Genomic DNA, 23,534 nt, shown 5'->3' with positions numbered 1-23,534 from the left:
GGCGGTGGCCCGGGGGAGCGGTGGCCCCGGGGGAGCGGTCAGTTGGCCGGGGTCTCGCCGTAGGCGCCGAAGCCCGCCACGACCAGGCCGTCGCGGAAGGTCAGCACCTCGCTCACCCGGCCGCCGATCTGGTTGCGGTAGTCGATGACCAGCGAGTCGACGCTCGCCCTCACGTCCATCACCTCGAACCTCAGGTCCGGGATCCGCTCCAGCCCCTGCGCCCAGTACGCGCGCAGGGCGGCCTTGCCGTGCACGGTGCCGGCCGGATCGTCCGTCAGCCGGGCGATCATCGGCGAGCTGAACGTCACGTCGTCGTGGTAGTGCGCGAGGATGCGGTCCAGGTCATGGGAGTTCCAGTCGTCCTGCCAACGGGCAGCGAACCGACGGGCGAAGGCGAGATCCATACGCCACATCATGCGCCGACGCCCCGGCGTACGGGAACGGTTTTCCTCCGGTTCCGGATGCCGGTTCCGGCCGCCGGATCCACGGTCCGCAGCGGCTCACAGGAGTGCGCTCGCCACCGCCGCCCCGGCGAACGAGAGCCCGAGCCCCGCACCGACGCTGAGCACCAGATATCCCCCCGCCACCGCCAGCCTGCGGGCGGAGGTGAGCGTCAGGAGCTCGTAGGAGAAGGTCGACCACGTCGACAGGGCACCGCAGAAACCGGTCGCCAGCAGCAGGTGGAGCCGCGACCCCAGTTCGCCGTCCGTGGCGCCCTGCGCGACGAACCCCAGCACCAGGCAGGCGGCCGCGTTGGCCGCGAGCGTGCCCCAGGGGAAGGAGCCGCCGAGGCGGTACTTGGCGTCGACCCCGAGCAGATAGCGCACCGGTGCGCCGACGAGCGCCCCGGCGAGCACGAGCAGCCAGTCGGTCATCAGGCACCGTCCCGCGCGCGGCGGTCGCCGCCGAGGACCGCGTGGGCGCCCAGGGCACCCGCCGTCACTCCCGCGAGAGCGGCCACCACCGTCAGCACGAGACTGCCCGTCGCGTAGCCGGGCCGGTCGGCCTCGTACAGCTGGCGCACCCCGTCCGTGTAGTGCGAGAACGAGGTGAAACCGCCCAGGACCCCGGTGCCCAGAAGAGGGCTGACCCGGACGGGCGTCCTCATCCTCGCCGCGCTGTGGAGTGCCGGCTGGAGGATCGGCCTCTTCGCGACCCTGGGCACCCTGATCTCCACGGCCACCGCCTACGCGTTGCGTGTGGTCCGGTCGAACATCGCCCTCGGCCTCCAGGGCTACTGCGGCTGCCTCACCGGCATCGCCCCGGTCGTCTACCTCGGGCACCACCCCGCCACCTACGTGCTGGCCGTCGTCGGCGCGATCATGTGCACCCTCCTCACCGCGACGCTGACGACCTTCCTCTCACCGTACGGACTGACCGCGCTCACCGCGCCGTTCTGCCTGGTCTCGGGCGTCATGGTGCTGGGCGCCCCCTCCTTCGGCCGGATCTGGCACGGCGCCCCAAAGGCGGTCTCCGACCCGACCTCCGGAGACACCGGGATCTCCTGGAGCGATCTGTGGCACGCCTTCTTCACCAACGTGTCGCAGATCTTCCTGGTCGACGAGTGGTACGTCGGGCTCATCATGCTCGTCGGTCTGGCCCTCGCCGGCGTACGGGTCGTCCTGTACGCGGCGGCGGGCAGCGTCATGGGCATCGTGGCGGCCTGGGCACTCGGCGCCCCGACCGCCCAGATCGCCCAGGGCATCTACGGGTACAACGCCGTCCTGGTCGCCATCGCCCTCGGCGCCGTCTTCCTCACCGGCACGGTCGCCAACGGCGTCTACGCGCTCTTCGGAGCCGCCGCCACGACCGGCCTCACCGCCTCGCTGACCTCCCTGTTCAAACCCTTCGGCGGCCACACCTTCACCTGGCCGTTCATCCTCACCACCTGGGCGCTCATGGCCGCGGTCCCTCTGCTGCCACGCCTTCGCCGCAGCGCCTGAACCACCCGTCCCCCCCCATCCTGAGGAAGGTACCGACGATGAACCTCGCCCCCCGCGAGATCGACAAGCTGTTGGTGTACGTGGTCGCCGACCTGGCCCGCAAACGCCAGGGCCGTGGCCTCAAGCTCAACTACAGCGAGTCCGTCGCGCTGATCACCGAGGCCATTCTGGAGGCGGCCCGCGACGGCAAGAGTGTCGCCGACTGCATGGAACTCGGCCGGCAGATCGTCGGTGAGGACGACACCATGCCGGGCGTACGCGAAATGCTCGGGCTGCTCCAGGTCGAGGCGTCCTTCGTGGACGGCACCAAGCTCGTCTCCTGTCACGACCCCGTCGGGGGCTGAGCCGTGCCCGACCGCCGCCGTGTCGTCGCCGTGTACGGCCATGAGGCCGGCGACGGCGAAGCGCTGCGCGACCTCGCGGGCCCCGAGGTGCTCGTCGTCCCGGGCGGGCGTCAACTGATCCGCGCGCTGGCCGGGCTGAAGCGCTCGGGCGAGGAGGCGTGCGTCGTCCCCATGACCCTGGGCAGGGACCCCGAACTCGTCGCGGACACCGCACGTACGCTGCGCGCCCTGCCCGCCGGACAGACCTCCGGGACCCTCCTCGCGGAGCCGTTCGGAACCGCGCGGCACCTGATCGCCTGGCTGCGGGCGGCCGCCGGCCGCACCCCGGCGACCTCGGCGCTGCTCGTCACCGCCCCGACCGGCGGACTGTACGACGACGCCGAACTCCACCGGATCGCGCGGCTGGTCCATGGCTACGGCAGCCATCGCCTGGTCGAGGTCGCGCTGACCGGCGGCGATCCGGACCTCGCCCAGGGGGTGCGGCGCTGCGGACTGCTCGGCGCCTCCCGGGTGACGCTGCTTCCCGCTGCGTTCCAGCTCCCGGAGGTCCCCGGCGTACCGGGTGTCGAGGTCACGTCCGCGGGGCCGACGGTGTCCCGTGCGGCGCTGGCCCGGGTCCTCGCCGAGCGGGTGGCCGACGCCGGGCTGCGCTGGAGCCGGGGGCGGGACGACGGCATCGCGACCGGACTGACCGCCGCGGACGACCACGGCCACTCCCACACACATCCACCGGGGGAGGGCCACGACCACGGGCATCCCCACCCGCACCCACCGGGGGAAGGCCACGACCACGGCCATTCCCACCCGCACACGCATGACCACCCGCATGACCACCCGCATGGCCATGGAGCGGGCCACCTCACCAGGAGCACCGTATGACATTCCGCCAGAAGTACGTGTACGGCGAGGAACCGATCGAGATCAACGCCGGCCGCCGGACCACCCGGCTCACCGTCGAGAACACCGGTGACCGCGCGATCCAGATCGGGTCGCACTACCACTTCTTCGAGGTCAACTCCGCGCTGTCGTTCGACCGGCAGAAGGCGCTGGGCATGCACCTCAACATCCCCGCCGGGACCTCCGTACGCGTCGAACCCGGCGGCACGCGCGAGGTCGAGTTGTGCGAGTACGCCGGCACCGGGCGGCTGGTCGGCTTCAGCGGGCTGCTCAACGGCAGCCTCGTCTCGCACCCCGCCCGGGTCGAGGCCGTCCGCAGGGCGATCGAACGGGGCTTCGCCGGCGCCGAGGAGAGCACGGCGGGCAGGCCCACCGCGGGTGAGAGCGGCGGCGCGCGCACGGAGAAGCCCAGGAAACAGAAGGACACCAAGCAGAAGAAGGGTTCGCGCTGATGCCCATCCTGCCGCGCAAGCAGTACACCGACATGTTCGGTCCGACGGTCGGCGACCGCTTCCACCTCGGCGACACCAACCTCGTCGTCGAGGTCGAGAAGGACTACAGCGAGGGCCAGTACGGGGACGAGGTCCTCTACGGCGGTGGCAAGACCATGCGTGACGGCATGGCCTCCGACCCCCAGGCCACCAGCGCCCAGGGCGCCCTCGACACCGTCATCACCAATGTCGTGGTCATCGACCCGGTCGTCGGCGTCGTGAAGTGCGACATCGGGATCAAGGACGGCTTCATCGTCGACATCGGCAAGTCCGGCAACCCGCAGACCCAGGACAAGGTCCACGCGGGCCTGATCATCGGGCCCGGCACGGAGGCCATCGCCGGCGAGCACCTCATCGCCACGGCCGGCGCCATCGACACCCACGTCCACCTGATCGCGCCCCAGCAGGCCGAGCAGGCCCTCACCAACGGCATCACCACGCTCATCGGCGGCGGCACCGGGCCGACCGACGGCTCCAACGGCACCACCTGCACCCCCGGGCCGTACAACATCGGCAAGCTGCTCCAGGCCGCCGAGAGCATCCCGGTCAACATCGGCATCATGGGCAAGGGCAACGGCAGCCTTCCCGAGGCCCTGAACGAGCAGGTCGTCGCCGGAGCCTGCGCCCTGAAGGTCCACGAGGACTGGGGCGCCACCCCCGCCGTGATCGACAACGCCCTGAACGTCGCCGACGAGCACGACGTCCAGGTCGCCATCCACACCGACAGCCTCAACGAGGGCGGGTTCTTCGAGGACACCCGCTCGGCGATCGACGGACGGACCATCCACACCTTCCACAGCGAGGGCGCGGGCGGCGGTCACGCCCCCGACATCATGCGGGTGGCGGGGGAGCCCAACGTCCTGCCGTCCTCGACCAACCCGACGCTGCCGTACACCAAGAACTCCGTGGACGAGCTGCTGGACATGGTGATGGTCTGCCACCACCTCAGCCACGACATCCCCGAGGACGTCTCCTTCGCCGACAGCCGCGTCCGCGCCGAGACCATCGCCGCCGAGACGGTGCTGCACGACCTCGGCGTGATCAGCATGTTCTCGTCCGACTCGCAGGCCATGGGCCGGGTCGGCGAATCGGTCACCCGTGCCTTCCAGACCGCCCACCACTGCAAGGACAAGCTCGGTCCGCTGGAGGGCGACTCCGAGCGCAACGACAACCAGCGGGTCCTGCGCTACCTCGCGAAGGTCACCATCAACCCGGCGATCGCCACCGGCATCTCGGACCACGTGGGCTCCATCGAGAAGGGCAAGATCGCGGACATCGTGCTCTGGCCCATCCACTCCTTCGGCGCCAAGCCGAAGATGGTGATCAAGGGCGGCATCGTCTCCTGGGCGCAGATGGGCGACCCCAACGCCTCGCTGCCGACCCCGCAGCCCGTGATCTACCGCCCGATGTTCGGCCAGTTCGGCAAGGCCCAGCAGGCCACGCACGTCACCTTCATGTCGCAGGCGGGCATCGCCGCCGGAGTCCCCGCCGAGCTCGGCCTGGAGCGGAAGGTCCTGCCCGTGCTGCGGACCCGGACCATCGGCAAGCACAACATGATCCGCAACGACGCGCTGCCGCACATCAAGGTCGACCCGGAGACGTTCAAGGTCACCCTCAACGGCAAGGTCGCCACCATCGACCCGGCCGAGAAGCTCCCCCTCAACCACCTGTTCTTCCTGGTCTAGGCAGATGTACCAGGAGGAGAGCGACACCATGGGCCCCGGCGCCGGGGCGGGAACCGTCCCCGGAGCGGCGGCCGCGGCGCCCGGGCTCGGACAGCTGCTGGTCAGCCTCCAGCTGACCGACTCGGCGTTCCCGAGCGGCTTCTACACGCTGTCGCACAGCCTGGAGGGCTTCGCCCACGCCAAGGCCGTCGACTCCGGCACGCTGCCCGCGCTGCTGGAGTCCCTGGTGCTGCACGGCGTCGGCCCGGCCGACGCCACCGCGCTCGCGCTCGCCCACCGCGCCTGCCGGGCGGGAGACCAGGACGCCGTGGCCGCCGTGGACGAACACCTCTTCGCCACCAAGCTGGGCCGGGAGATGCGCCAGGCCGCCACCCGGACCGGGCGCCAGCTCCTCGACCTGGCGAGCGAGGTCTTCGAACGGCCCGAGATCGAGGAGTACTTCGCCCGGGTCGTACGCCGCGAGGCGCCCGGGACCCAGGCGGTGGCGGCCGGGGTCATCTACGCGGCGACCGGCGTACCGGTCCGCCAGGCCGTCGCCTCCGACCTCTTCGCCTTCTGCGCGAGCTTCGCGGGAGCCGCGCTCCGCCTGCGGCTGACCGACCACCGCAGGGCACAGACCCTGCTCCACGGAGCCGCGCCCGTCATCGAGGAGGCCGTCGAGGCGGCGCTGCGCCGGGAACTGCCCGACGTCGGTGCCACCGTCTTCGCCTCGGACATCATGTCGGGCCGTCATGAACGCGCCGAGGCCCGGCTCTTCGCCAGCTGAACACACCCACCCACCCACACGAGCCAGGGAGCACCATGGACGACAACGTACTGCGGGTCGGCATCGGCGGACCCGTCGGATCCGGCAAGACCGCGCTCATCGAGGCGCTGGTTCCGCTGCTGATCAGGGGCGGCCGCCGCCCCTCGGTCATCACCAACGACATCTACACGCAGGAGGACGCCCAGCACATCCGGCGCACCCTGGAGGGGATCCTCGAACCGGAGCGCGTCGTCGGCGTCGAGACGGGAGCCTGCCCGCACACCGCGGTGCGTGACGACCCCACGATGAACCTCGCGGCCGGTGCGGAGATGCTGGAGCGCTTCCCCGACACCGACACGCTCTTCTACGAGTCCGGCGGCGACAACCTCACACTCACCTTCAGCCCCGCCCTCGTCGACATCTTCCTCTTCGTCCTGGACACCGCCGAGGGCGAGAAGATGCCCCGCAAGCGTGGCCCGGGCATCACCGACTCCGACCTGCTCGTCATCAACAAGATCGACATCGCCAAGTACGTACGCACCGACATCGGCATCATGGAGTCCGACGCCCACCGGGTGCGGGAGAACCGCCCGGTCGTGCTCACGGACTGCCTGACCGGCGTCGGCGTCGACGACGTCCTCGGCTACATCGAATCACGCCGGAAGGTGCTGATCTGACGTGCCGCCCACCCCGCTCCGGACCAGGCCCGACCGTCTCGACCCCGGCTACTACAGCGCCGTGCGCCTCCCCCCGGAGGTGGCGGCACTGGCCTCCGTACCGGACACGCTCGCCGTCGGCTCCCCGGCCAAGGTGGGCATCCTCGACCTGGCCTTCGCGGTACGGGGTGGGCGCACCGAACTCGTCGAGCGCTACCAGAAGTCACCCCTGCAGATCATGCGGCCGCTGTGGACCGACCCGGCCATGCCCGGCATGACCTACGTCTGCCTGATGGCGACCGGCGGCGGCGTCGCCCAGGCGGACCGCTACCGGATGGACTTCCGCTGCGGTCCCGGCAGCGAGGTCCACCTCACCACCCAGGCCGCCACCAAGGTCTTCCGGATGGAGCACGACTACGCGAGCCAGCGCGTGCACATCACGGCGGACGAGGGCTCGTACGTCGAGTACCTGCCCGACCCCGTGATCCCGTTCAAGGACGCCCAGTTCTACCAGCGCACCGAGGTCACGGTCGCACCCGGCGCCACCGTCCTGCTCGGCGACACCGTCACGGCCGGCCGGCTCGCCCGCGGGGAACGCCACGACTACCGGGTCGTCGCGGCGGACCTGCACATCACCCGGCCCGACGGGACGCTGCTCGCCATCGACACCCTGCGCCTGGAGACGGGCGCGGCGACGAGCGGGCCGGGTGTCGTGGGCCCGGGGACGTTCGCCGGCCACGACCACGTCTCCTCGCTCTACGTCGTCAGCGACCGGGCGCCCGCCTCGGAGATCGCCGACACCCTCCACACGGCACTGGCCGGACACGGGGTCCTGTACGGGGTGAGCGTGCTGCCGCGGGACTGCGGCGCCTGGCTCCGGCTCCTGGACGACAGCCCCGTGCGGGTCGCCGCAGCGCACACCGCCGCCTGGCACGCCGTGCACCGGCTGCTCACCGGCCGGCCGGCGCCCGCCACCCGCAAGCCGTAGCGCGCACCTCCCCCGACCCGACGACACCCACGAGGTACCGCCGATGAACACCGCTCCCGCGCCGATGCCACCCGCGTACGACTCCGGGGACACCGCCTGGCTGCTCGCCTCCACCGCCATGGTGCTGCTGATGACGCCCGGACTGGCGTTCTTCTACGGCGGCATGGTGCGCACCAGGCACGTCCTGATGATGATCAAGATGAGCTTCGCCGCGCTCGCCTTCGGCACGCTCATGTGGTGGGTGATCGGTTACACGCTGGCGTTCGGCCCCGATGTCGGGGGCGCGGGGCTCATCGGCAACCTCGACCACGTCTTCATGAACGACGTCGGGCTGACCTCGCTCACCGGCCACATCCCCACGTACATCTACAGCACGTTCCAGATGGGCTTCGCCATCATCACCGTCGCGCTGATCAGCGGCTCGATCGCCGACCGCGCCACGATGAAGGGCTGGCTCGTCTTCGTCGTCCTGTGGCTGCTGATCGTCTACGTCCCGCTCGCCCACTGGGTGTTCGACCAGGACGGCTGGATCGTCAAGCACCTCGGCGCCCTCGACTTCGCCGGCGGGCTGCCGGTGGAGCTCAACTCCGGGGTCGCGGGCCTGGCCGTGGCACTCGTCCTGCGGGCACCGCGCGACTTCGCCCGACGGGAGGAGCGGCCCAACAACATCCCGCTCGTCGTGATCGGCGCCGGGCTCCTCTGGTTCGGCTGGTTCGGCTTCAACTCCGGTTCCGCGCTGAGCGACCAGGGCACCGCCGCCGCCGCGTTCATCAACACCCAGCTGGGCGCCGCGGGGGCCATGGTCACCTGGCCGCTGGTCGAGAAGTGGCGCACCGGCAGGGTGACCACCATGGGCGTCGTCTCGTCCGCCGTGGCGGGCATGGTCGCCATCACGCCCGCCTGCGGTGAGATCGACACCCTGGGCGCCGTCGTCACCGGCCTGGTCGTGGGCGCGGTCTGCGCCTTCGCGATCACGCTCAAGTACCGCTTCGGCGTGGACGACACCCTCGACGTCGTCGGGGTGCACGGGGTCGGCGGCTTCATCGGACTGATCATGGTCGGCCTCTTCGCCACCGCGCGGATCAGCGGTCAGAAGGGGCTCTTCGAGGGCGGCGGCTGGGCCCTGCTGGGCAAGCAGCTCGTCGCGATCGTCTCCGTCATCGCGTTCTCCTTCATCCTGACCTGGCTCATCGCCAAGGCGGTCGACATGACCGTCGGCTTCCGGGCGAAGGACGCGTACGGCCATGTCCCCGGCGACGAGGAGGAGCGGGCCTACGACTTCCGGACCGCCGAGGAGGTCGACGAGCTCGTGTCCGGCACCACCCCGGCCGGCGCCTCGGCGAAGAACGACGAGGAGGTCCTCCGGAAGATCGGCGACCTGCTGCGGGCCAGGGGCACACGGCACTGACCGCCCGCAGGATCCGGGGGCGCGCCGCTCCCGCCGCACCGCGGGGCGATGATGGACGCGTGCGATTCGAACCGATCACCTGGGAACGGCTGGCCGAAGCGCTGGCCGGGCGCGCCGACGGGCAGGCACCGGCCGACGGCGGGCCCTGGCTCAGGATCGGCGTGGACGGCGCGCCGGCCGCCCGCCCCGGAGATCTCGCCGCGCGCCTCGCCGAGGCGCTGCGGGAGCGCGGGCGCCCGGTGCTCACCGTCTCCACGGGCGGCTTCCTGCGCCCGGCCAGCCTCCGCTACGAGTACGGCAAGGAGGACCCCGACTCGTACGCCGACAGCTGGTTCGACACCGGGGCGCTGTGGCGGGAGGTGTTCCGTCCGCTGGAACCCGGCGGCAGCGGCCGGATCCTGCCCGACCTCTGGAACCCCCGGACGGACCGGGCGACCCGCAGCCCCTACCAGGTGCTTCCCGAGGGCGGGGTGCTCGTCCTGCACGGGCCGCTGCTCCTCGGGCGGTGGTTCCCCTTCGACCTCGCCGTACATCTGAGCCTCTCGCCCGGGGCGTTGCGACGGCGCACCGAGGAGAGCGAGCGGTGGACGCTCCCCGCCTTCGCGCGTTACGAGGACGAGGTCGCCCCGGCCGGGCAGGCGGACGCGGTCGTACGCGCCGACGATCCGCACCATCCGGCCTGGACGGGACTCGGCTGACCGGGCCCGGCGACCGAGGGCACCCCGCTCGCGTCCTGCCGCCGTTCTCCGGCGCCGTCGTGGACGCGCCGCTAGAACAGCGGCTGCGGGAGTATCCCCTCCAGGGCCAGCAGCTGACGCTTCGTCTCCAGCCCGCCGCCGAAGCCGCCGAGCCCCCCGCCGCTCTCCACCACCCGGTGGCACGGAACCACCACGGGAAGCGGGTTGGAGCCCATGGCCGCCCCCACGGCCTGGGCGGCGCCCGGCTGGCCGACCCGGCTCGCGAGGTCCCCGTACCCCACGACCGTCCCGTACGGCACGCCGGAGGCCAGCTCGCGGAGCACCTCGCGGTGGAAGCCGGACGTCAGCGACCAGTCCAGATCGAGCGAGAAGTCCCGCAGCCCTCCGGCGAAATAGGCGGCGAGCTGACGCACCGGCTCGGCCAGCATCGCGGAGTCCGGGGCCTCCACGGGCTCCGCGCCCAGCCGGGACCGCAGCTGCCCGAGCACCGTGTCCCGGACCGCCGGGCGTGCGTGGAAGACCACGGTCACCAGGCCCGCACGGGTCGCGGCCAGCAGGAGCGGCCCGATGTCGCTCGGCACGACGGACCACTCCACGACCTGCTCGCTGCTCTCCATGGGGCCCACCGTACGGCCGGCCACTGACAACGCCGCCCCCGTCAGCCGCTCAGCGGGTGGCGTCCCGGACGATGTCGGGGTTGTTGGTGATGATGCCGTCCACGCCGAAACCGGCCACCTCGGCGGCCTTCGCCGCGTCGTTCACCGTCCAGGTGTTCACCTTCAGCGGCTTGCCGTGCGCGCCCTTCAGTTTCTGCACCTCGGCGACGTAGTCGGCGCCGATCGTCGTGTACGACGGATTGATCTGGTCGGTGAACGCCGCGTACGACGGCAGCTCGGCCACCGTGGGGGTGCCAAGGAAGCCCGTGACGACGTCCGGGCGCTGCGCGTGGACAGTTTTCACACTCTCTGCACCGAAGCTCTGGATGATGAGCCGGCGCTTGACGTGACCGCGGTCGAGCCATCCCTGCGTGCGCAGGACGCGCAGCGTCTCCTTCTCGATGCCCGGGTAGATCTCCGGGCTCTTGATCTCCAGGAGCAGATTCTGCCGGTTGCGCTCGATGCGGTGCAGGTACTGCGTGAGCGTCGGCACCCGGGCGCCCGCGAAGCCGGGACCGAACCAGCTGCCCGCGTCCAGCTTCGCGATCTCCGCCGCCGTGAAGTCCTTGACCGCCCAGGGCGCGCGGTCCGGGAAGACCTCCTCGGCGTCGGTCGTCCTGTTCAGGGTGGTGTCGTGCACGACGACCAGCACACCGTCCTTGGTGAGCTGGACGTCGTTCTCCACCCAGTCGATACCGAGATCGTCGGCCGCGTCCACGGCCGCCAGGGTGTTCTCCGGGGCGTAGGCGGAAGCGCCCCGGTGGGCGTAGACCACCGGGCTGTCGTGGGCGCCCGAGGCCTGGGCCTGCGTGGCGGGCAGCAGGACGCAGGCGCCGAGCAGGGCGGCGACGGCGCCGGATGCGGTTGCTGTGCGTACGGACATGCGTACTCCTCGCGTCGAGATGCGGACACGCAGAGACTCGCATCCGATCCCCAACGAAGGGGAGGAGGATCATGGCCATGTTGTGAACGGAACGGTGGGTGCCGGATCCGCGGAGGGCCCAGAGGGGGATAAAATGCCGCTCTTATGTTTGCTTGCCGGGCCTTGCCCTTTAGGGTCACCCCCGAACCCGGGCACACCGCGAAGGGCGTACCAGCATGCAGGGCACAGTTGACGGATTCACCTACGGCCTCGTGACGCCCGTCACGGCGTTCCTCATGGCATGCCTCGGCGCATCGCTCGGTCTTCGGTGCACCACACGCTCCCTGCGCACCCGGGGCACCTCCAGAGCCGGCTGGCTGGCCCTCGGGGCGACCTCCATCGGCTCCGGCATCTGGACGATGCACTTCATCGCGATGCTGGGCTTCACCGTCCAGGAGGCGCCGATGAGCTACGACAGGCCCCTCACCTTCGCCAGCCTCGGCGTGGCGGTCGTGATGGTCGGGGTCGGCATATTCCTCGTCGGCTACCGGGGCGCCACCCGGATGGCACTGGTCACCGGCGGGACGGTCACCGGCCTCGGGGTCGCCTCCATGCACTACCTCGGCATGGCCGGAATGAACTTCGACGGACTGTTCGAGTACGACATCCTCACCGTCTCGCTCTCCGTCCTCATCGCCGTGGTGGCCGCCACGGCCGCTCTGTGGGCGGCCGTCTCCATCCGCGGCTTCCTCCCGAGCCTCGGCGCGAGCGTCGCCATGGGTGTGGCCGTGAGCGGGATGCACTACACCGGGATGGCCGCGCTCCAGGTGCACCTGCACCCCGACGCTTCGCCGCAGGCAGGCGAGTCCCCCACCTCGCTGCTCCTGCCGATGATGATCGGCCCGGGCTGCTTCCTGCTGCTCGCCGCGGTGATCGTGATGATCGACCCCCTGGTGGTGACCGGCACACGCCCGGGAGCCGCGCCGCCGCCCGGACACCTGGCCCGGCGCGGTGGCCCGATGACTTCGATCCCCGCCCAGCGCAGCCCCGCACCGCCCTACGAGACCGCCTCGCGCAGGGCGTACCGGCAGCCGCGGGGGCGCTGATCCCCGGCCGTTGTCAGTGGGTGGTCGTACGGTGGTTGCATGCGGCCAGTCTCGAAGATCGAACGTTCGGTGGCGCCTTTCGAGGTCGTCAGTCCCTACCAGCCCAGCGGTGACCAGCCGGCGGCCATCGCCGAGCTGGACCGGCGTGTCCGCGCGGGGGAGAAGGACGTCGTCCTGCTCGGCGCGACCGGCACGGGCAAGTCGGCGACGACCGCCTGGATGATCGAGAAGCTGCAGCGCCCCACCCTGGTGATGGCGCCGAACAAGACGCTCGCCGCCCAGCTGGCCAACGAGTTCCGCGAGCTCCTCCCGAACAACGCCGTGGAGTACTTCGTCTCGTACTACGACTACTACCAGCCCGAGGCGTACGTCCCGCAGTCGGACACCTACATCGAGAAGGACTCCTCGATCAACGAGGAGGTCGAGCGCCTGAGGCACTCCGCGACGAACTCGCTGCTCACCCGGCGCGACGTCGTCGTGGTCGCCTCCGTCTCCTGCATCTACGGCCTGGGCACCCCCCAGGAGTACGTGGACCGGATGGTCCAGCTCAAGGTCGGCGACGAGGTCGACCGCGACCAGCTGCTGCGCCGCTTCGTCGAGATCCAGTACACCCGCAACGACCTGGCGTTCACCCGCGGCACTTTCCGCGTCCGCGGCGACACCATCGAGATCTTCCCGGTGTACGAGGAGCTGGCCGTCCGCATCGAGATGTTCGGCGACGAGATCGAGGCGCTCTCGACCCTCCACCCGCTCACCGGCGAGGTCATCAGCGAGGACGCCTCGCTCCACGTCTTCCCCGCCAGCCACTACGTGGCGGGTCCCGAGCGCATGGAGAAGGCCGTCACCGGCATCGAGCAGGAGCTGGAGCAGCGCCTGGCCGAGCTGGAGAAGCAGGGCAAGATGCTGGAGGCCCAGCGGCTGCGCATGCGCACCACGTACGACATCGAGATGCTGCGGCAGATCGGCACCTGCTCCGGCGTCGAGAACTACTCCATGCACTTCGACGGCCGCTCGCCCGGCACCGCCCCCAACACCCTCCTCGACTACTTCCCCGAGGACTTCCTCCTCGTCCTGGACGAGTCGCACGTCACCGTCCCGCAGATCGGCGCGATGTACGAGGGCGACGCCTCCCGCAAGCGGACCCTCGTCGACCACGGCTTCCGGCTGCCGTCCGCCCTGGACAACCGCCCGCTGAAGTGGGAGGAGTTCCTGGGCCGTATCGACCAGACGGTCTACCTCTCCGCCACCCCGGGGAAGTACGAGATGTCCCGGGGCGACGGGTACGTCGAGCAGATCATCCGGCCCACCGGGCTCGTCGACCCGGAGGTCGTCGTCAAGCCCACCGAGGGCCAGATCGACGACCTGGTCCACGAGATCCGCAAGCGGACCGAGAAGGACGAGCGCGTCCTGGTCACCACCCTCACCAAGAAGATGTCCGAGGACCTCACGGACTACTTCCTGGAGCTGGGCATCCAGGTCCGCTACCTCCACAGCGACGTCGACACGCTGCGCCGCATCGAGCTGCTGCGCGAGCTGCGCTCCGGGGAGTACGACGTCCTGGTCGGCATCAACCTCCTGCGGGAGGGCCTCGACCTGCCCGAGGTGTCGCTCGTGGCCATCCTCGACGCGGACAAGCAGGGCTTCCTGCGCTCCGGCACCTCGCTGATCCAGACCATCGGACGTGCCGCCCGTAACGTCTCGGGGCAGGTCCACATGTACGCCGACAAGGTCACCCCCGCGATGGCGCAGGCCATCGACGAGACCAACCGCCGCCGCGAGAAGCAGATCGCCTACAACACCGAGCGGGGCGTCGACCCGCAGCCGCTCCGCAAGAAGATCAACGACATCGTCGCGTCCATCGCCCGCGAGGAGGTCGACACCGAGCAGCTGCTCGGCACCGGCTACCGGCAGGCCAAGGACACCAAGGCCCCCGTCCCCTCGCTGGGCGCCAAGGCGGCCCCGGGGGGCAAGGCGAAGAAGGACGGAGCGGTGGTCACCGACCGGCCCGCCGCCGAGCTCGCGGGGATCATCGAGGAGATGACGGACCGCATGCGGGCCGCAGCCGCCGACCTGCAGTTCGAGGTCGCCGCCCGGCTCCGTGACGAGGTGGGGGAGCTGAAGAAGGAGCTGCGGCAGATGAGGGAGGCGGGCCTGGCCTGACCTCCTGGGGCGCGCGGTGTCCCCGCGGGGGCGCGCAGTGTTGCAGGACCGACACAAAAACGGCCCATGGCTCCTTTCCGCCTCGGGGGACTGCGTAGGGTGCGGGGAAACCGCACACCGAAGGTGGCGGGGCAAGCGGAGAGGGGACAGCGCGTGACGGTCAACATGACCAAGGGCCAGGCCATCAGCCTGCAGAAGAGCGACGGGGGGACCCTGACCGCGGTACGGATGGGGCTCGGCTGGCAGGCGGCCCCGCGCCGCGGGCTGTTCGGCTCGCGCACCCGGGAGATCGACCTGGACGCCTCGGCGGTGCTCTTCGCCGACAAGCAGCCCGTGGACGTCGTGTTCTTCCGCCACCTCGTCAGCGACGACGGTTCGGTCAAGCACACCGGCGACAACCTGGTCGGCGGCGCCGGCTCCGGCGGCGACGACGAGGCGATCCTCGTCGACCTCCAGCGGGTCCCGGTCCACATCGACCAGATCGTCTTCACGGTGAACTCGTTCACCGGCCAGACGTTCCAGGAGGTGCAGAACGCCTTCTGTCGCATCGTCGACGAGACCAACGGCCAGGAGCTCGCCCGCTACACGCTGGACGGCGGCGGCCAGTACACGGCGCAGATCATGGCGAAGGTGCACCGCGCGGGCGGCGGATGGCAGATGACCGCACTCGGCAACCCGGCCAACGGCCGTACGTTCCAGGACCTGATGCCGGCGATCCTGCCGCACCTGTAGGCGCGGCAGCGGGGCCGGACCGGCCCGCGGATCCGTACGAGCAGCTCCCGGAGGCACCCGCCGCCGGGAGCTGCGCCCATGGCAGGGCACCACACCGAACGTCGAGGGGACAGGGCGATGACGGCCGAGCTGGTCCGAGGGCAGAACCACACCTTGCCCCAGACCCGTCTGGAGATCAGGGTGTCGGCGGGCTCACCCGTCGTGGCCGGGGCCACGCTCGGGGACGAGCGGGGCACCGTCCGGGGCGCCGAGTGGATAGCCCACCCCGCGTCGCACCGGGTGCCCGGCCTCGAGGTGTCCCGGCAGGCCGCGGCCGACCACCGGCTGGCCGTGGACCTGGACGCCCTGCCCGGTTCGGTGCACCGCGTCACCGTGCTCCTCGCGCTGCCCCTGGGGCCCGGGCAGCCGGCCAGATTCGGCGCGGTCGCCGCCCCCTTCGTCGCCGTGACCGGACTCGACGGCACCGAGATCGCCACGTTCACCCTCACCGGTCTGGACACCGAGTCCGCCGTGTCCGCCCTGGAGCTCTACCGCCGCCAGGGCGTCTGGAAGGTCCGGGCCGTCGGCCAGGGGTACGCGGCGGGGCTCGCCGGGATGCTCGCCGACCAGGGGGTGGCGGAGGCGGCGGAGGTCGCCGCCTCCATCCAGGAGGCCGTCGCCTCCGGGCTCGCCCGCTCCGTGACGCCTCCGCCCCGCACCCCCGACGGCGAGCGGGTACGCCACCCCGCGGGCCCCCCGGCCTCCGGGGACGGCGGCCCGGCCGCGCCCGCCCCGCCGGATCCCGCCCCCGCCCCGCCGGATCCCGCCCCCGCGCGCACGGAGACCTCCGGCGGCCCCGTCAACTACGCGCACCCGCGGCGCCAGACCTCCGCGCCGCCGCCCCCGCCCCCGGCGGCCCCGCCCGCCGCCCCCGGGCAGCCCGCGCAGCCCGTCGCCGGTGACGCCACCGGCTGGTCCATGGACGAGCGCCTCTACAACCAGATCTGGGGCATGTTCGAGGACCTCGCCCGGGCCGTCGCCGCCTACCGGAGCGCGGTCGACTTCGCCGAGTCCCGGATGGACCAGGAGCTCGACCGGGCCCTCTCCGACCCGCGCAGCCGCATCGGGGGAGCGGGCGACCGGGCCCGCGAGGAAGCCCGGGCCAAGCACGACGAACTCACCGGCCGGGCCCGCGAGGCGCTCGAACGCGACCTCGCCCAGCTCGCCGCCGAGTCCGCCGTGGTCGAACCGGCCCTGCCCGCCGCCTACGCGGGCTGGGGCAACCCCGTCTGGCACGGCTACCGCGTCCCGATGGAGATCCCGATGGCCCTGCGCATCGGCGACCTCCACCTCCCCGAGGGCATCGGCCTGCGCATCCCCCTGCTGGTGCGGCTCCCCCTGGAGCGCGGCATCTGGGTCGACAGCGGGCGTACGGCCTCCGAGGAGGCCGCCGCGACACCCGGGGACCGGCTGCGCACCCTGGCCATGGAGACCGCGGTCGCCCTGGCCGCACGGCTGCTCGCCGTGTACCCGGCGGACGAGTTCTCCGTGCACGTCATCGACCCGGCCGGCTCCGCCGCGGGCCCGCTCGCCCCCCTGGTCGACGCCGGGGTCCTCGCCGGGCCCCCCGCCGCCGGGGCGGAGGGCGTGTCCTCGGTCCTCGCCCACCTCACCCGGCGCGTCGACCTGGTGCAGATGGCGATCAGGGCCGGAGCCTCCGACGCGCTGCCCCCGGACCTCGACACGGCGGAACAGCTGCTCATCGTCAACGACTTCCCGCACGGATTCGACGACAGGGCCGTCACCCAGCTGCGCTATCTGGCCGACGAGGGCCCCTCGGTGGGCGTGCACCTGCTGATGGTGGCCGACCGCGAGGACACCCGCGCCTACGGCCCGGTGCTGGACCCCCTGTGGCGCTCCCTGCTCCGGATCACCCCGGTGGCCGACGATCACCTGGCCGACCCCTGGGTGGGCCACGCGTGGACGTACGAGCCCCTGCGGGCGCCGCAGGGCAGCCGTGTCCTGGAGCAGGTGCTGGCGCTGGTGGCCGCCGCGCGGCGGGCGGGCTACCGCTGAGCGGGGTGACAGCGGGTCAGATACCTTCCACCTAGCCCCTGACCAGGCATTTTGGCTCCACCTTGGCAGAGACTTTACTGTTTCTTGGTGATTCAGGTACTGTTCTTGGTGCGGAGGGGAGTACTCCCGATCGCGGCGTTCCCGTCAGTACGGACTGTGACCGGTCCCGGGGCGTCGGCCCGGCGCGCATCCCGCGCTCCCGGGTGGAAGAGACCTCCGGCAGCGACGACGCTGATCTATAGCCGTAGCGAACTGCCGGAGGCGCAGTGGACGTTTCATGGACCCTCTGGGCGCTGACCATTCTCGGTCTCGTCGCCCTCATCTCCGTCGACTTCTTCATCGGGCGCAAGCCCCATGACGTGTCGACCAAGGAAGCCGGAATCTGGACGATCGTCTGGATCGCCCTGGCCGTGCTCTTCGGCCTCGGACTGCTGGTCTTCGGCGAGAGCCAGGCCTCGGGCGAGTTCTTCGCCGGCTTCATCACCGAGAAGTCGCTCAGTGTCGACAATCTCTTCGTCTTCGTCCTGATCATGGCGAAGTTCTCGGTGCCCTCGCAGCTCCAGCAGCGGGTGCTGCTCATCGGTGTGCTCATCGCCCTGGTGCTGCGTGCGATCTTCATCGCCGCCGGTGCCGCCGTCATCGCCAACTTCTCGTGGGTCTTCTACATCTTCGGCGCGTTCCTGATCTACACCGCATGGAAGCTGATCCAGGAGGCGCGGGCCGACGAGGAGGAGGACGAGTTCGAGGAGAACCGTCTCCTGAAGTCCATCGAGCACCGCTTCGGTGTCGCGGACAGGTACCACGGGACGAAGCTCTTCATCCGGAACAACGGCAAGCGCGTCCTGACCCCCCTGATGGTGGTCATGCTCGCCATCGGCACCACGGACGTGCTGTTCGCGCTGGACTCCATCCCGGCGATCTTCGGCCTGACCCAGGACCCGTACATCGTCTTCACCGCCAACGCGTTCGCCCTGATGGGCCTCCGCCAGCTGTACTTCCTGATCGGCGGACTGCTGAAGAAGCTGGTCCACCTCAGCTACGGGCTCTCGGTGATCCTGGGGTTCATCGGCGTCAAGCTGGTGCTGCACGCCCTGCACGAGTCCGGGGTGCACGTCCCGGAGATCTCCATCCCGTTCTCCCTCTCCGTCATCTGCGGAGTCCTGGTGATCACCACGATCACCAGCCTCATGGCCACCAGGAAGCAGGACGCGGCGGCGAAGGGTGCGGAGAAGGACGAGGAGAAGGACGACAGCGCGAACGTCGGCGCGGAGAAGTAGCGCCTGACCGACACACCGACGGCCGGGGCCCCATGGGGGCACCCGGCCGTCCGGCGTTCAGCGGTTCACCAGCCGCGCTCGCGCCACTCCGGCAGGTGCGGGCGCTCGGCACCGAGCGTGGTGTCGTGACCGTGGCCCGGGTAGACCCAGGTCTCGTCGGGCAGCTGGTCGAAGAGCTTGGTCTCCACGTCGTGGAGCAGGCTCGCGAACGCCTCGGGGTCCTTGTGCGTGTTGCCGACCCCGCCCGGGAAGAGGCAGTCCCCGGTGAACAGGTGCGGAGCTCCGTGCGGGTCGTCGTAGACGAGCGCGATGGAGCCCGGGGTGTGGCCGGTCAGGTGGCGGGCGGTCAGTGTGACCTGCCCGACCCGGACCGTGTCCTCGTCGTCGACCAGGACGTCGGTCGGGACCGGGATGCCCTCGGCGTCGTACCGCCCGGCGTAGGTGCGCGCGCCGGTGGCCGCCACCACCTCGGCCAGTGCCTGCCAGTGGTCGCCGTGCTGATGTGTGGTGACGACGGAGGCGATGGAGTCGTCACCGATCAGCCGCAGCAGGGTTCCGGCCTCGTTGGCCGCGTCGATCAGGAGCTGCTCGCCGGTGGCCCGGCAGCGCAGCAGATAGGCGTTGTTGTTCATCGGGCCGACGGCGACCTTGGAGATCATCAGATCCGTCAGCTCGTGTACGTCCGCACGCCCGCCGACCTTGACCGCTCCGCTGTACGTCATGTGACGAAGCCTATAGCGGAGGCAGTGCGGGGAGGCTGCCGCCTTCCACGGTGAGCCCGGAGCCGTCCCGGCGCCCGCAGAGCCAGCCGAGGAGGTCGGCGGCCTCACCCCGGACGGTCACCGGGGGGCCGTCCGCGCCGCCTCCCGTGGTCCACAGCCTGCCGTCCGGGGCGACCGCCGTCGTGGGGACGACGTCGGGATGCCCGGCGAACCGTTCTGCCAGGAAGTCGTTCTCCCGGTTCACGAACTCCTCCGGCAGGTCCTCCAGCTCGTACCCCACGCCCAGGTCGACGTGGTGCAGCTCGACCTCGACCCAGCGGCGGAAGGGGATCCGGGAGGCCGAGTCCGTCACACCGTTGCGCATCGTGACCGTGCGCGACCAGTCGGCCGGCGCCTCGGCCGTGGTGAGGAAGGCCGCCCCGCTCGTGCGCAGGTCGGCGACCTGCTCGGCCAGGGGGCGGGGCGCACCGCGTTCGATGTCGGCGTCCCGGGTTTCGCTGTTCGCGTACATCGGGCGCCCTCGGAGAACATTTACGAGCGCGTCGGCGTTACGTGACAGGTGGGCAAGAACATGGCCCCGGGTCCAGCCCGGCAGCCGCGACGGCTCGGCAACGGCGCCGTCGTCCATCGTGCCCGTGGCACTGAGCAGCCGATCGGTCGCTTCACGTACAGCTTCCAGGTCGCGCGCATGATCAGTCATGAGCCGAGCGTAGACCTCACCACTCATTCGGGTGATGGAGTCTTCGGTCGACCGTAAATCGAATGCGCGTGCTATACGCTCGGAGTCGAAAGCTTCATACATCGCTGTGGCGCCCCCCATACCCTGGGACAGGGGCTCAGTTCCCCCATTTCTCTCCAGAAAGGTGCGGACCGGCGTGGCCGACCGTCTCATCGTCCGTGGCGCGCGCGAGCACAACCTGAAGAACGTCTCGCTCGATCTCCCCCGTGACTCCCTCATCGTCTTCACCGGGCTCTCCGGATCGGGCAAGTCGTCGCTCGCGTTCGACACGATCTTCGCCGAGGGCCAGCGGCGCTACGTGGAGTCCCTCTCCTCGTACGCCCGTCAGTTCCTCGGCCAGATGGACAAGCCGGACGTGGACTTCATCGAAGGCCTCTCGCCCGCCGTCTCCATCGACCAGAAGTCGACCTCGCGCAACCCGCGCTCGACGGTCGGCACCATCACCGAGGTCTACGACTACCTCCGGCTGCTCTTCGCCAGGATCGGCAAGCCGCACTGCCCCGAGTGCGGAAGGCCCATCGCGCGCCAGTCGCCGCAGGCCATCGTCGACAAGGTGCTCGGCCTGCCCGAGGGCAGCCGCTTCCAGGTGCTCTCGCCGCTGGTGCGGGAGCGCAAGGGCGAGTTCGTCGACCTCTTCGCCGACCTCCAGACCAAGGGCTACAGCAGGGCCCGCGTCGACGGCGAGACGATCCAGCTGTCCGAGCCGCCCACGCTGAAGAAGCAGGAGAAGCACACCATCGAGGTGGTCATCGACCGCCTCACGGTGAAGGACAGCGCCAAGCGCCGGCTGACGGACTCCGTCGAGACCGCGCTCGGCCTCTCCGGCGGCATGGTCGTGCTCGACTTCGTCGACCTGGAGGCGGACGACCCCGAGCGTGAGCGGATGTACTCCGAGCACCTCTACTGCCCGTACGACGACCTCTCCTTCGAGGAGCTGGAGCCCCGCTCCTTCTCCTTCAACTCCCCCTTCGGCGCCTGCCCCGACTGCACGGGCATCGGTACGCGGATGGAGGTCGACCCCGAGCTGATCGTCCCGGACGAGGACAAGTCCCTGGACGAGGGTGCGATCCACCCCTGGTCGCACGGCCACACCAAGGAGTACTTCGGGCGGCAGATCACCGCGCTGGCCGACGCCCTCGGATTCCGTACGGACATCCCCTGGGCCGGACTGCCGCAGCGCGCCAAGAAGGCTCTGCTGCACGGTCACAAGATCCAGACCGAGGTCCGCTACCGCAACAGGTACGGGCGCGAGCGCGCCTACACCACGCCCCGCTTCGAGGGTGCCGTCCAGTACGTCAAGCGGCGCCACTCCGAGGCCGAGAGCGACTCCAGCCGGGAGCGTTTCGAGGGCTACATGCGCGAGGTGGCCTGCCCGACCTGTGAGGGCACCCGGCTCAAGCCGCTGGTCCTCGCGGTGACGGTGATGGAGAAGTCGATCGCCGAGGTCGCCGCGATGTCGATCAGCGAGTGCGCCGAGTTCCTCGGCCGCCTCAAGCTGAACGCCCGGGACAAGAAGATCGCCGAGCGGGTCCTCAAGGAGGTCAACGAGCGGCTGAAGTTCCTCGTCGACGTCGGCCTCGACTACCTCTCGCTGAACCGCGCCGCGGGCACCCTGTCCGGCGGTGAGGCCCAGCGCATCCGGCTCGCCACCCAGATCGGCTCCGGACTCGTCGGCGTGCTGTACGTGCTGGACGAGCCGTCCATCGGCCTGCACCAGCGCGACAACCACCGGCTGATCGAGACCCTGGTCCGGCTCAGGGACATGGGCAACACGCTCATCGTCGTCGAGCACGACGAGGACACCATCAAGGTCGCCGACTGGGTCGTCGACATCGGCCCCGGCGCGGGCGAGCACGGCGGCAAGGTCGTCCACTCCGGCTCGCTCAAGGAGCTGCTGGCCAACAAGGAGTCGATCACCGGCCAGTACCTCTCGGGCAAGAGGGCCATCGAGATGCCGGACGTCCGGCGTCCCGTCGACCCGAAGCGCCGGCTCACGGTGCACGGCGCCCGGGAGAACAACCTCCAGGACATCGACGTCTCCTTCCCGCTCGGTGTGCTCACGGCGGTCACCGGTGTCTCGGGTTCGGGGAAGTCGACCCTGGTCAACGACATCCTCTACACCCACCTGGCGCGTGAGCTCAACGGCGCCAAGTCGGTCCCCGGGCGGCACACCCGGGTCGACGGCGACGACCTCGTCGACAAGGTCGTGCACGTCGACCAGTCGCCGATCGGCCGCACCCCGCGGTCCAACCCGGCGACGTACACCGGAGTCTTCGACCACGTCCGCAGGCTGTTCGCCGAGACGATGGAGGCGAAGGTGCGCGGCTATCTGCCGGGCCGCTTCTCCTTCAACGTCAAGGGCGGCCGCTGCGAGAACTGCTCCGGCGACGGCACGATCAAGATCGAGATGAACTTCCTGCCCGATGTGTACGTCCCGTGCGAGGTCTGCCACGGTGCGCGATACAACCGGGAGACCCTGGAGGTCCACTACAAGGGCAAGTCCATCGCCGAGGTGCTGGACATGCCGATCGAGGAGGGCCTGGAGTTCTTCGAGGCCGTCCCGACGATCGCCCGCCACCTCCGCACGCTCAACGAGGTGGGTCTCGGATACGTCAGGCTCGGCCAGTCCGCGCCGACGCTCTCCGGCGGTGAGGCGCAGCGCGTGAAGCTGGCGAGCGAGCTGCAGAAGCGCTCCACCGGCCGCACGGTCTACGTCCTGGACGAGCCGACGACCGGTCTGCACTTCGAGGACATCAGCAAGCTCATCTCGGTCCTCTCTGGCCTGGTCGACAAGGGCAACACGGTGATCGTCATCGAGCACAACCTCGATGTCATCAAGACCGCCGACTGGGTCGTCGACATGGGCCCCGAGGGCGGCAACGGCGGCGGTCTGGTCGTCGCCGAGGGCACCCCGGAGGAGATCGCCTCGGTGCCCGCCAGCCACACCGGGAAGTTCCTCCAGGAGATCCTGGGCGCGGACCGGATCGGCGAGGCCGTGGTCCCGGCGGCCCGCAAGGCCCGTAAGGCGCCCGCGAAGAAGGCCGTCGCGGCGAAGGCGGCCACGGGCCGTAAGACGGCCACGGCCAGGACCGCAGGGAAGGCGGCGGCCGAGCGTCCCGCGGCGAAGAAGGCCACCCGCGCACGGAAGGCCTGACACCGCACGGACGGGCCGGCCCCGCACAGGGACCGGCCCGTCCGTCGCTCCACGTCCCAGGGGCCGGCGCGTCCGTCGTTCCCCGTCCCCGGGCCGGCGCGTGTGTCGCACCCCGTCCCCGGGGCCGGTCGAAGGGCCGGCGTTCTCCGCCGGTATCGTCGGGTCTGTCGCCCATGCCTTCAGGTGCGGCCCGTGCCCGGCGTACCGGACACCCGG

The 23,534-nt window shown here is 70.7% G+C and carries 22 protein-coding genes and 1 pseudogene; 16 read left to right on the top strand and 7 right to left on the bottom strand.

Annotated features, from left to right (window positions below; genetic code table 11):
- Nucleotides 1–38: 38 nt before the first annotated feature.
- The 3 genes and pseudogenes from JKV81_RS12855 to JKV81_RS12845 form a co-directional block, all read right to left on the bottom strand.
- A complete protein-coding gene (locus tag JKV81_RS12855; RefSeq protein WP_129262067.1) occupies nt 39–404 on the bottom strand; it encodes a nuclear transport factor 2 family protein in 366 nt (121 codons plus the stop codon).
- A 96-nt stretch (nt 405–500) separates the two neighbouring features.
- A complete protein-coding gene (locus JKV81_RS12850) occupies nt 501–875 on the bottom strand; it encodes a fluoride efflux transporter FluC (RefSeq protein WP_202075934.1) in 375 nt (124 codons plus the stop codon).
- Nucleotides 875–1,099: pseudogene (locus JKV81_RS12845) on the bottom strand (CrcB family protein); the annotation flags it as partial. The gene JKV81_RS12850 and the pseudogene JKV81_RS12845, both read right to left, overlap by 1 nt.
- Between JKV81_RS12845 and JKV81_RS12840 the strand changes: the two are divergent.
- The 10 genes from JKV81_RS12840 to JKV81_RS12795 are packed head-to-tail and all read left to right on the top strand — an operon-like array spanning nt 1,071 to nt 9,855.
- Nucleotides 1,071–1,943 (top strand): urea transporter, encoded by an 873-nt coding sequence (locus JKV81_RS12840; protein WP_202075933.1) that lies wholly within the window; start codon nt 1,071–1,073, stop codon nt 1,941–1,943. The pseudogene JKV81_RS12845 and the gene JKV81_RS12840 sit on opposite strands and share 29 nt — an antisense overlap.
- Before the next feature lie 38 nt (nt 1,944–1,981).
- Nucleotides 1,982–2,287: an urease subunit gamma gene (locus JKV81_RS12835; RefSeq protein ID WP_129262061.1), complete on the top strand. Its 306-nt coding sequence runs from the start codon at nt 1,982–1,984 to the stop codon at nt 2,285–2,287.
- Between the two features lie 3 nt (nt 2,288–2,290).
- Nucleotides 2,291–3,166: a cobalamin biosynthesis protein CbiX gene (locus tag JKV81_RS12830; RefSeq protein WP_202075931.1), complete on the top strand. Its 876-nt coding sequence runs from the start codon at nt 2,291–2,293 to the stop codon at nt 3,164–3,166.
- Entirely contained in the window at nt 3,163–3,636 is a 474-nt protein-coding gene (locus JKV81_RS12825; protein ID WP_202075930.1) for an urease subunit beta, read from the top strand. The genes JKV81_RS12830 and JKV81_RS12825 overlap by 4 nt, the downstream gene beginning before the upstream one ends.
- Nucleotides 3,636–5,360, top strand: a complete 1,725-nt coding sequence (gene ureC, locus JKV81_RS12820) for an urease subunit alpha (protein ID WP_129262054.1) — start codon at nt 3,636–3,638, stop codon at nt 5,358–5,360. Before JKV81_RS12825 ends, ureC begins: the two co-directional genes overlap by 1 nt.
- A gap of 4 nt (nt 5,361–5,364) precedes the next feature.
- A complete protein-coding gene (locus JKV81_RS12815; RefSeq protein WP_129262052.1) occupies nt 5,365–6,126 on the top strand; it encodes an urease accessory protein UreF in 762 nt (253 codons plus the stop codon).
- A gap of 35 nt (nt 6,127–6,161) precedes the next feature.
- A complete protein-coding gene (ureG, locus tag JKV81_RS12810) occupies nt 6,162–6,782 on the top strand; it encodes an urease accessory protein UreG (protein WP_033248541.1) in 621 nt (206 codons plus the stop codon).
- Nucleotide 6,783: 1 nt separating this feature from the next.
- On the top strand, nt 6,784–7,749 hold the full coding sequence (locus tag JKV81_RS12805) for an urease accessory protein UreD (protein WP_202075926.1): 966 nt from the start codon (nt 6,784–6,786) through the stop codon (nt 7,747–7,749).
- Nucleotides 7,750–7,792: 43 nt separating this feature from the next.
- Nucleotides 7,793–9,157: an ammonium transporter gene (locus JKV81_RS12800; RefSeq protein ID WP_129262048.1), complete on the top strand. Its 1,365-nt coding sequence runs from the start codon at nt 7,793–7,795 to the stop codon at nt 9,155–9,157.
- Nucleotides 9,158–9,216: 59 nt separating this feature from the next.
- Nucleotides 9,217–9,855: a nucleoside/nucleotide kinase family protein gene (locus tag JKV81_RS12795; RefSeq protein ID WP_129262046.1), complete on the top strand. Its 639-nt coding sequence runs from the start codon at nt 9,217–9,219 to the stop codon at nt 9,853–9,855.
- A gap of 71 nt (nt 9,856–9,926) precedes the next feature.
- On the opposite strand, the gene JKV81_RS12790 is transcribed toward JKV81_RS12795, so the two are convergent.
- Entirely contained in the window at nt 9,927–10,472 is a 546-nt protein-coding gene (locus JKV81_RS12790) for a methylated-DNA--[protein]-cysteine S-methyltransferase (RefSeq protein WP_129262044.1), read from the bottom strand.
- A gap of 49 nt (nt 10,473–10,521) precedes the next feature.
- Nucleotides 10,522–11,394 carry a glycerophosphodiester phosphodiesterase gene (locus JKV81_RS12785; protein WP_129262042.1) on the bottom strand — a complete coding sequence of 291 codons (873 nt, stop codon included), beginning with the start codon at nt 11,392–11,394 and terminating at the stop codon, nt 10,522–10,524.
- Nucleotides 11,395–11,609: 215 nt separating this feature from the next.
- Between JKV81_RS12785 and JKV81_RS12780 the strand changes: the two genes are divergently transcribed.
- The 5 genes from JKV81_RS12780 (at nt 11,610) to JKV81_RS12760 (ending at nt 18,703) form a co-directional block, all read left to right on the top strand.
- Complete coding sequence (locus JKV81_RS12780; RefSeq protein WP_129262040.1) at nt 11,610–12,479, top strand: MHYT domain-containing protein; 870 nt, start codon at nt 11,610–11,612, stop codon at nt 12,477–12,479.
- Nucleotides 12,480–12,518: 39 nt separating this feature from the next.
- The gene (uvrB, locus tag JKV81_RS12775) at nt 12,519–14,639 is read left to right on the top strand and encodes an excinuclease ABC subunit UvrB (RefSeq protein WP_129262038.1); all 2,121 of its coding nucleotides are present in this window, start codon (nt 12,519–12,521) and stop codon (nt 14,637–14,639) included.
- 153 nt (nt 14,640–14,792) lie between these two features.
- The gene (locus JKV81_RS12770) at nt 14,793–15,371 is read left to right on the top strand and encodes a TerD family protein (protein WP_124277026.1); all 579 of its coding nucleotides are present in this window, start codon (nt 14,793–14,795) and stop codon (nt 15,369–15,371) included.
- Between the two features lie 117 nt (nt 15,372–15,488).
- Nucleotides 15,489–17,426: a TerD family protein gene (locus tag JKV81_RS12765; protein ID WP_202075923.1), complete on the top strand. Its 1,938-nt coding sequence runs from the start codon at nt 15,489–15,491 to the stop codon at nt 17,424–17,426.
- A gap of 266 nt (nt 17,427–17,692) precedes the next feature.
- Nucleotides 17,693–18,703 (top strand): TerC family protein, encoded by a 1,011-nt coding sequence (locus JKV81_RS12760; RefSeq protein WP_129262034.1) that lies wholly within the window; start codon nt 17,693–17,695, stop codon nt 18,701–18,703.
- A 65-nt stretch (nt 18,704–18,768) separates the two neighbouring features.
- Here the strand turns inward: JKV81_RS12760 and JKV81_RS12755 are convergent, their stop codons facing one another.
- Both JKV81_RS12755 and JKV81_RS12750 read right to left on the bottom strand, forming a co-directional pair.
- A complete protein-coding gene (locus tag JKV81_RS12755) occupies nt 18,769–19,425 on the bottom strand; it encodes an MBL fold metallo-hydrolase (protein WP_129262032.1) in 657 nt (218 codons plus the stop codon).
- Nucleotides 19,426–19,435: 10 nt separating this feature from the next.
- Entirely contained in the window at nt 19,436–20,125 is a 690-nt protein-coding gene (locus tag JKV81_RS12750; protein ID WP_129262030.1) for a maleylpyruvate isomerase family mycothiol-dependent enzyme, read from the bottom strand.
- A gap of 175 nt (nt 20,126–20,300) precedes the next feature.
- Here JKV81_RS12750 and uvrA point away from each other — a divergent pair, with 175 nt between their 5' ends.
- Nucleotides 20,301–23,318, top strand: a complete 3,018-nt coding sequence (gene uvrA / locus JKV81_RS12745; protein WP_129262028.1) for an excinuclease ABC subunit UvrA — start codon at nt 20,301–20,303, stop codon at nt 23,316–23,318.
- Nucleotides 23,319–23,534: the final 216 nt, after the last annotated feature.

Source organism: Streptomyces silvae, from assembly GCF_016745505.1.
Taxonomy (GTDB): Bacteria; Actinomycetota; Actinomycetes; order Streptomycetales; family Streptomycetaceae; genus Streptomyces; species Streptomyces silvae.
Note: the sequence above shows the minus strand (reverse complement) of the source record. Positions and strands in the feature narration are given on the sequence as shown.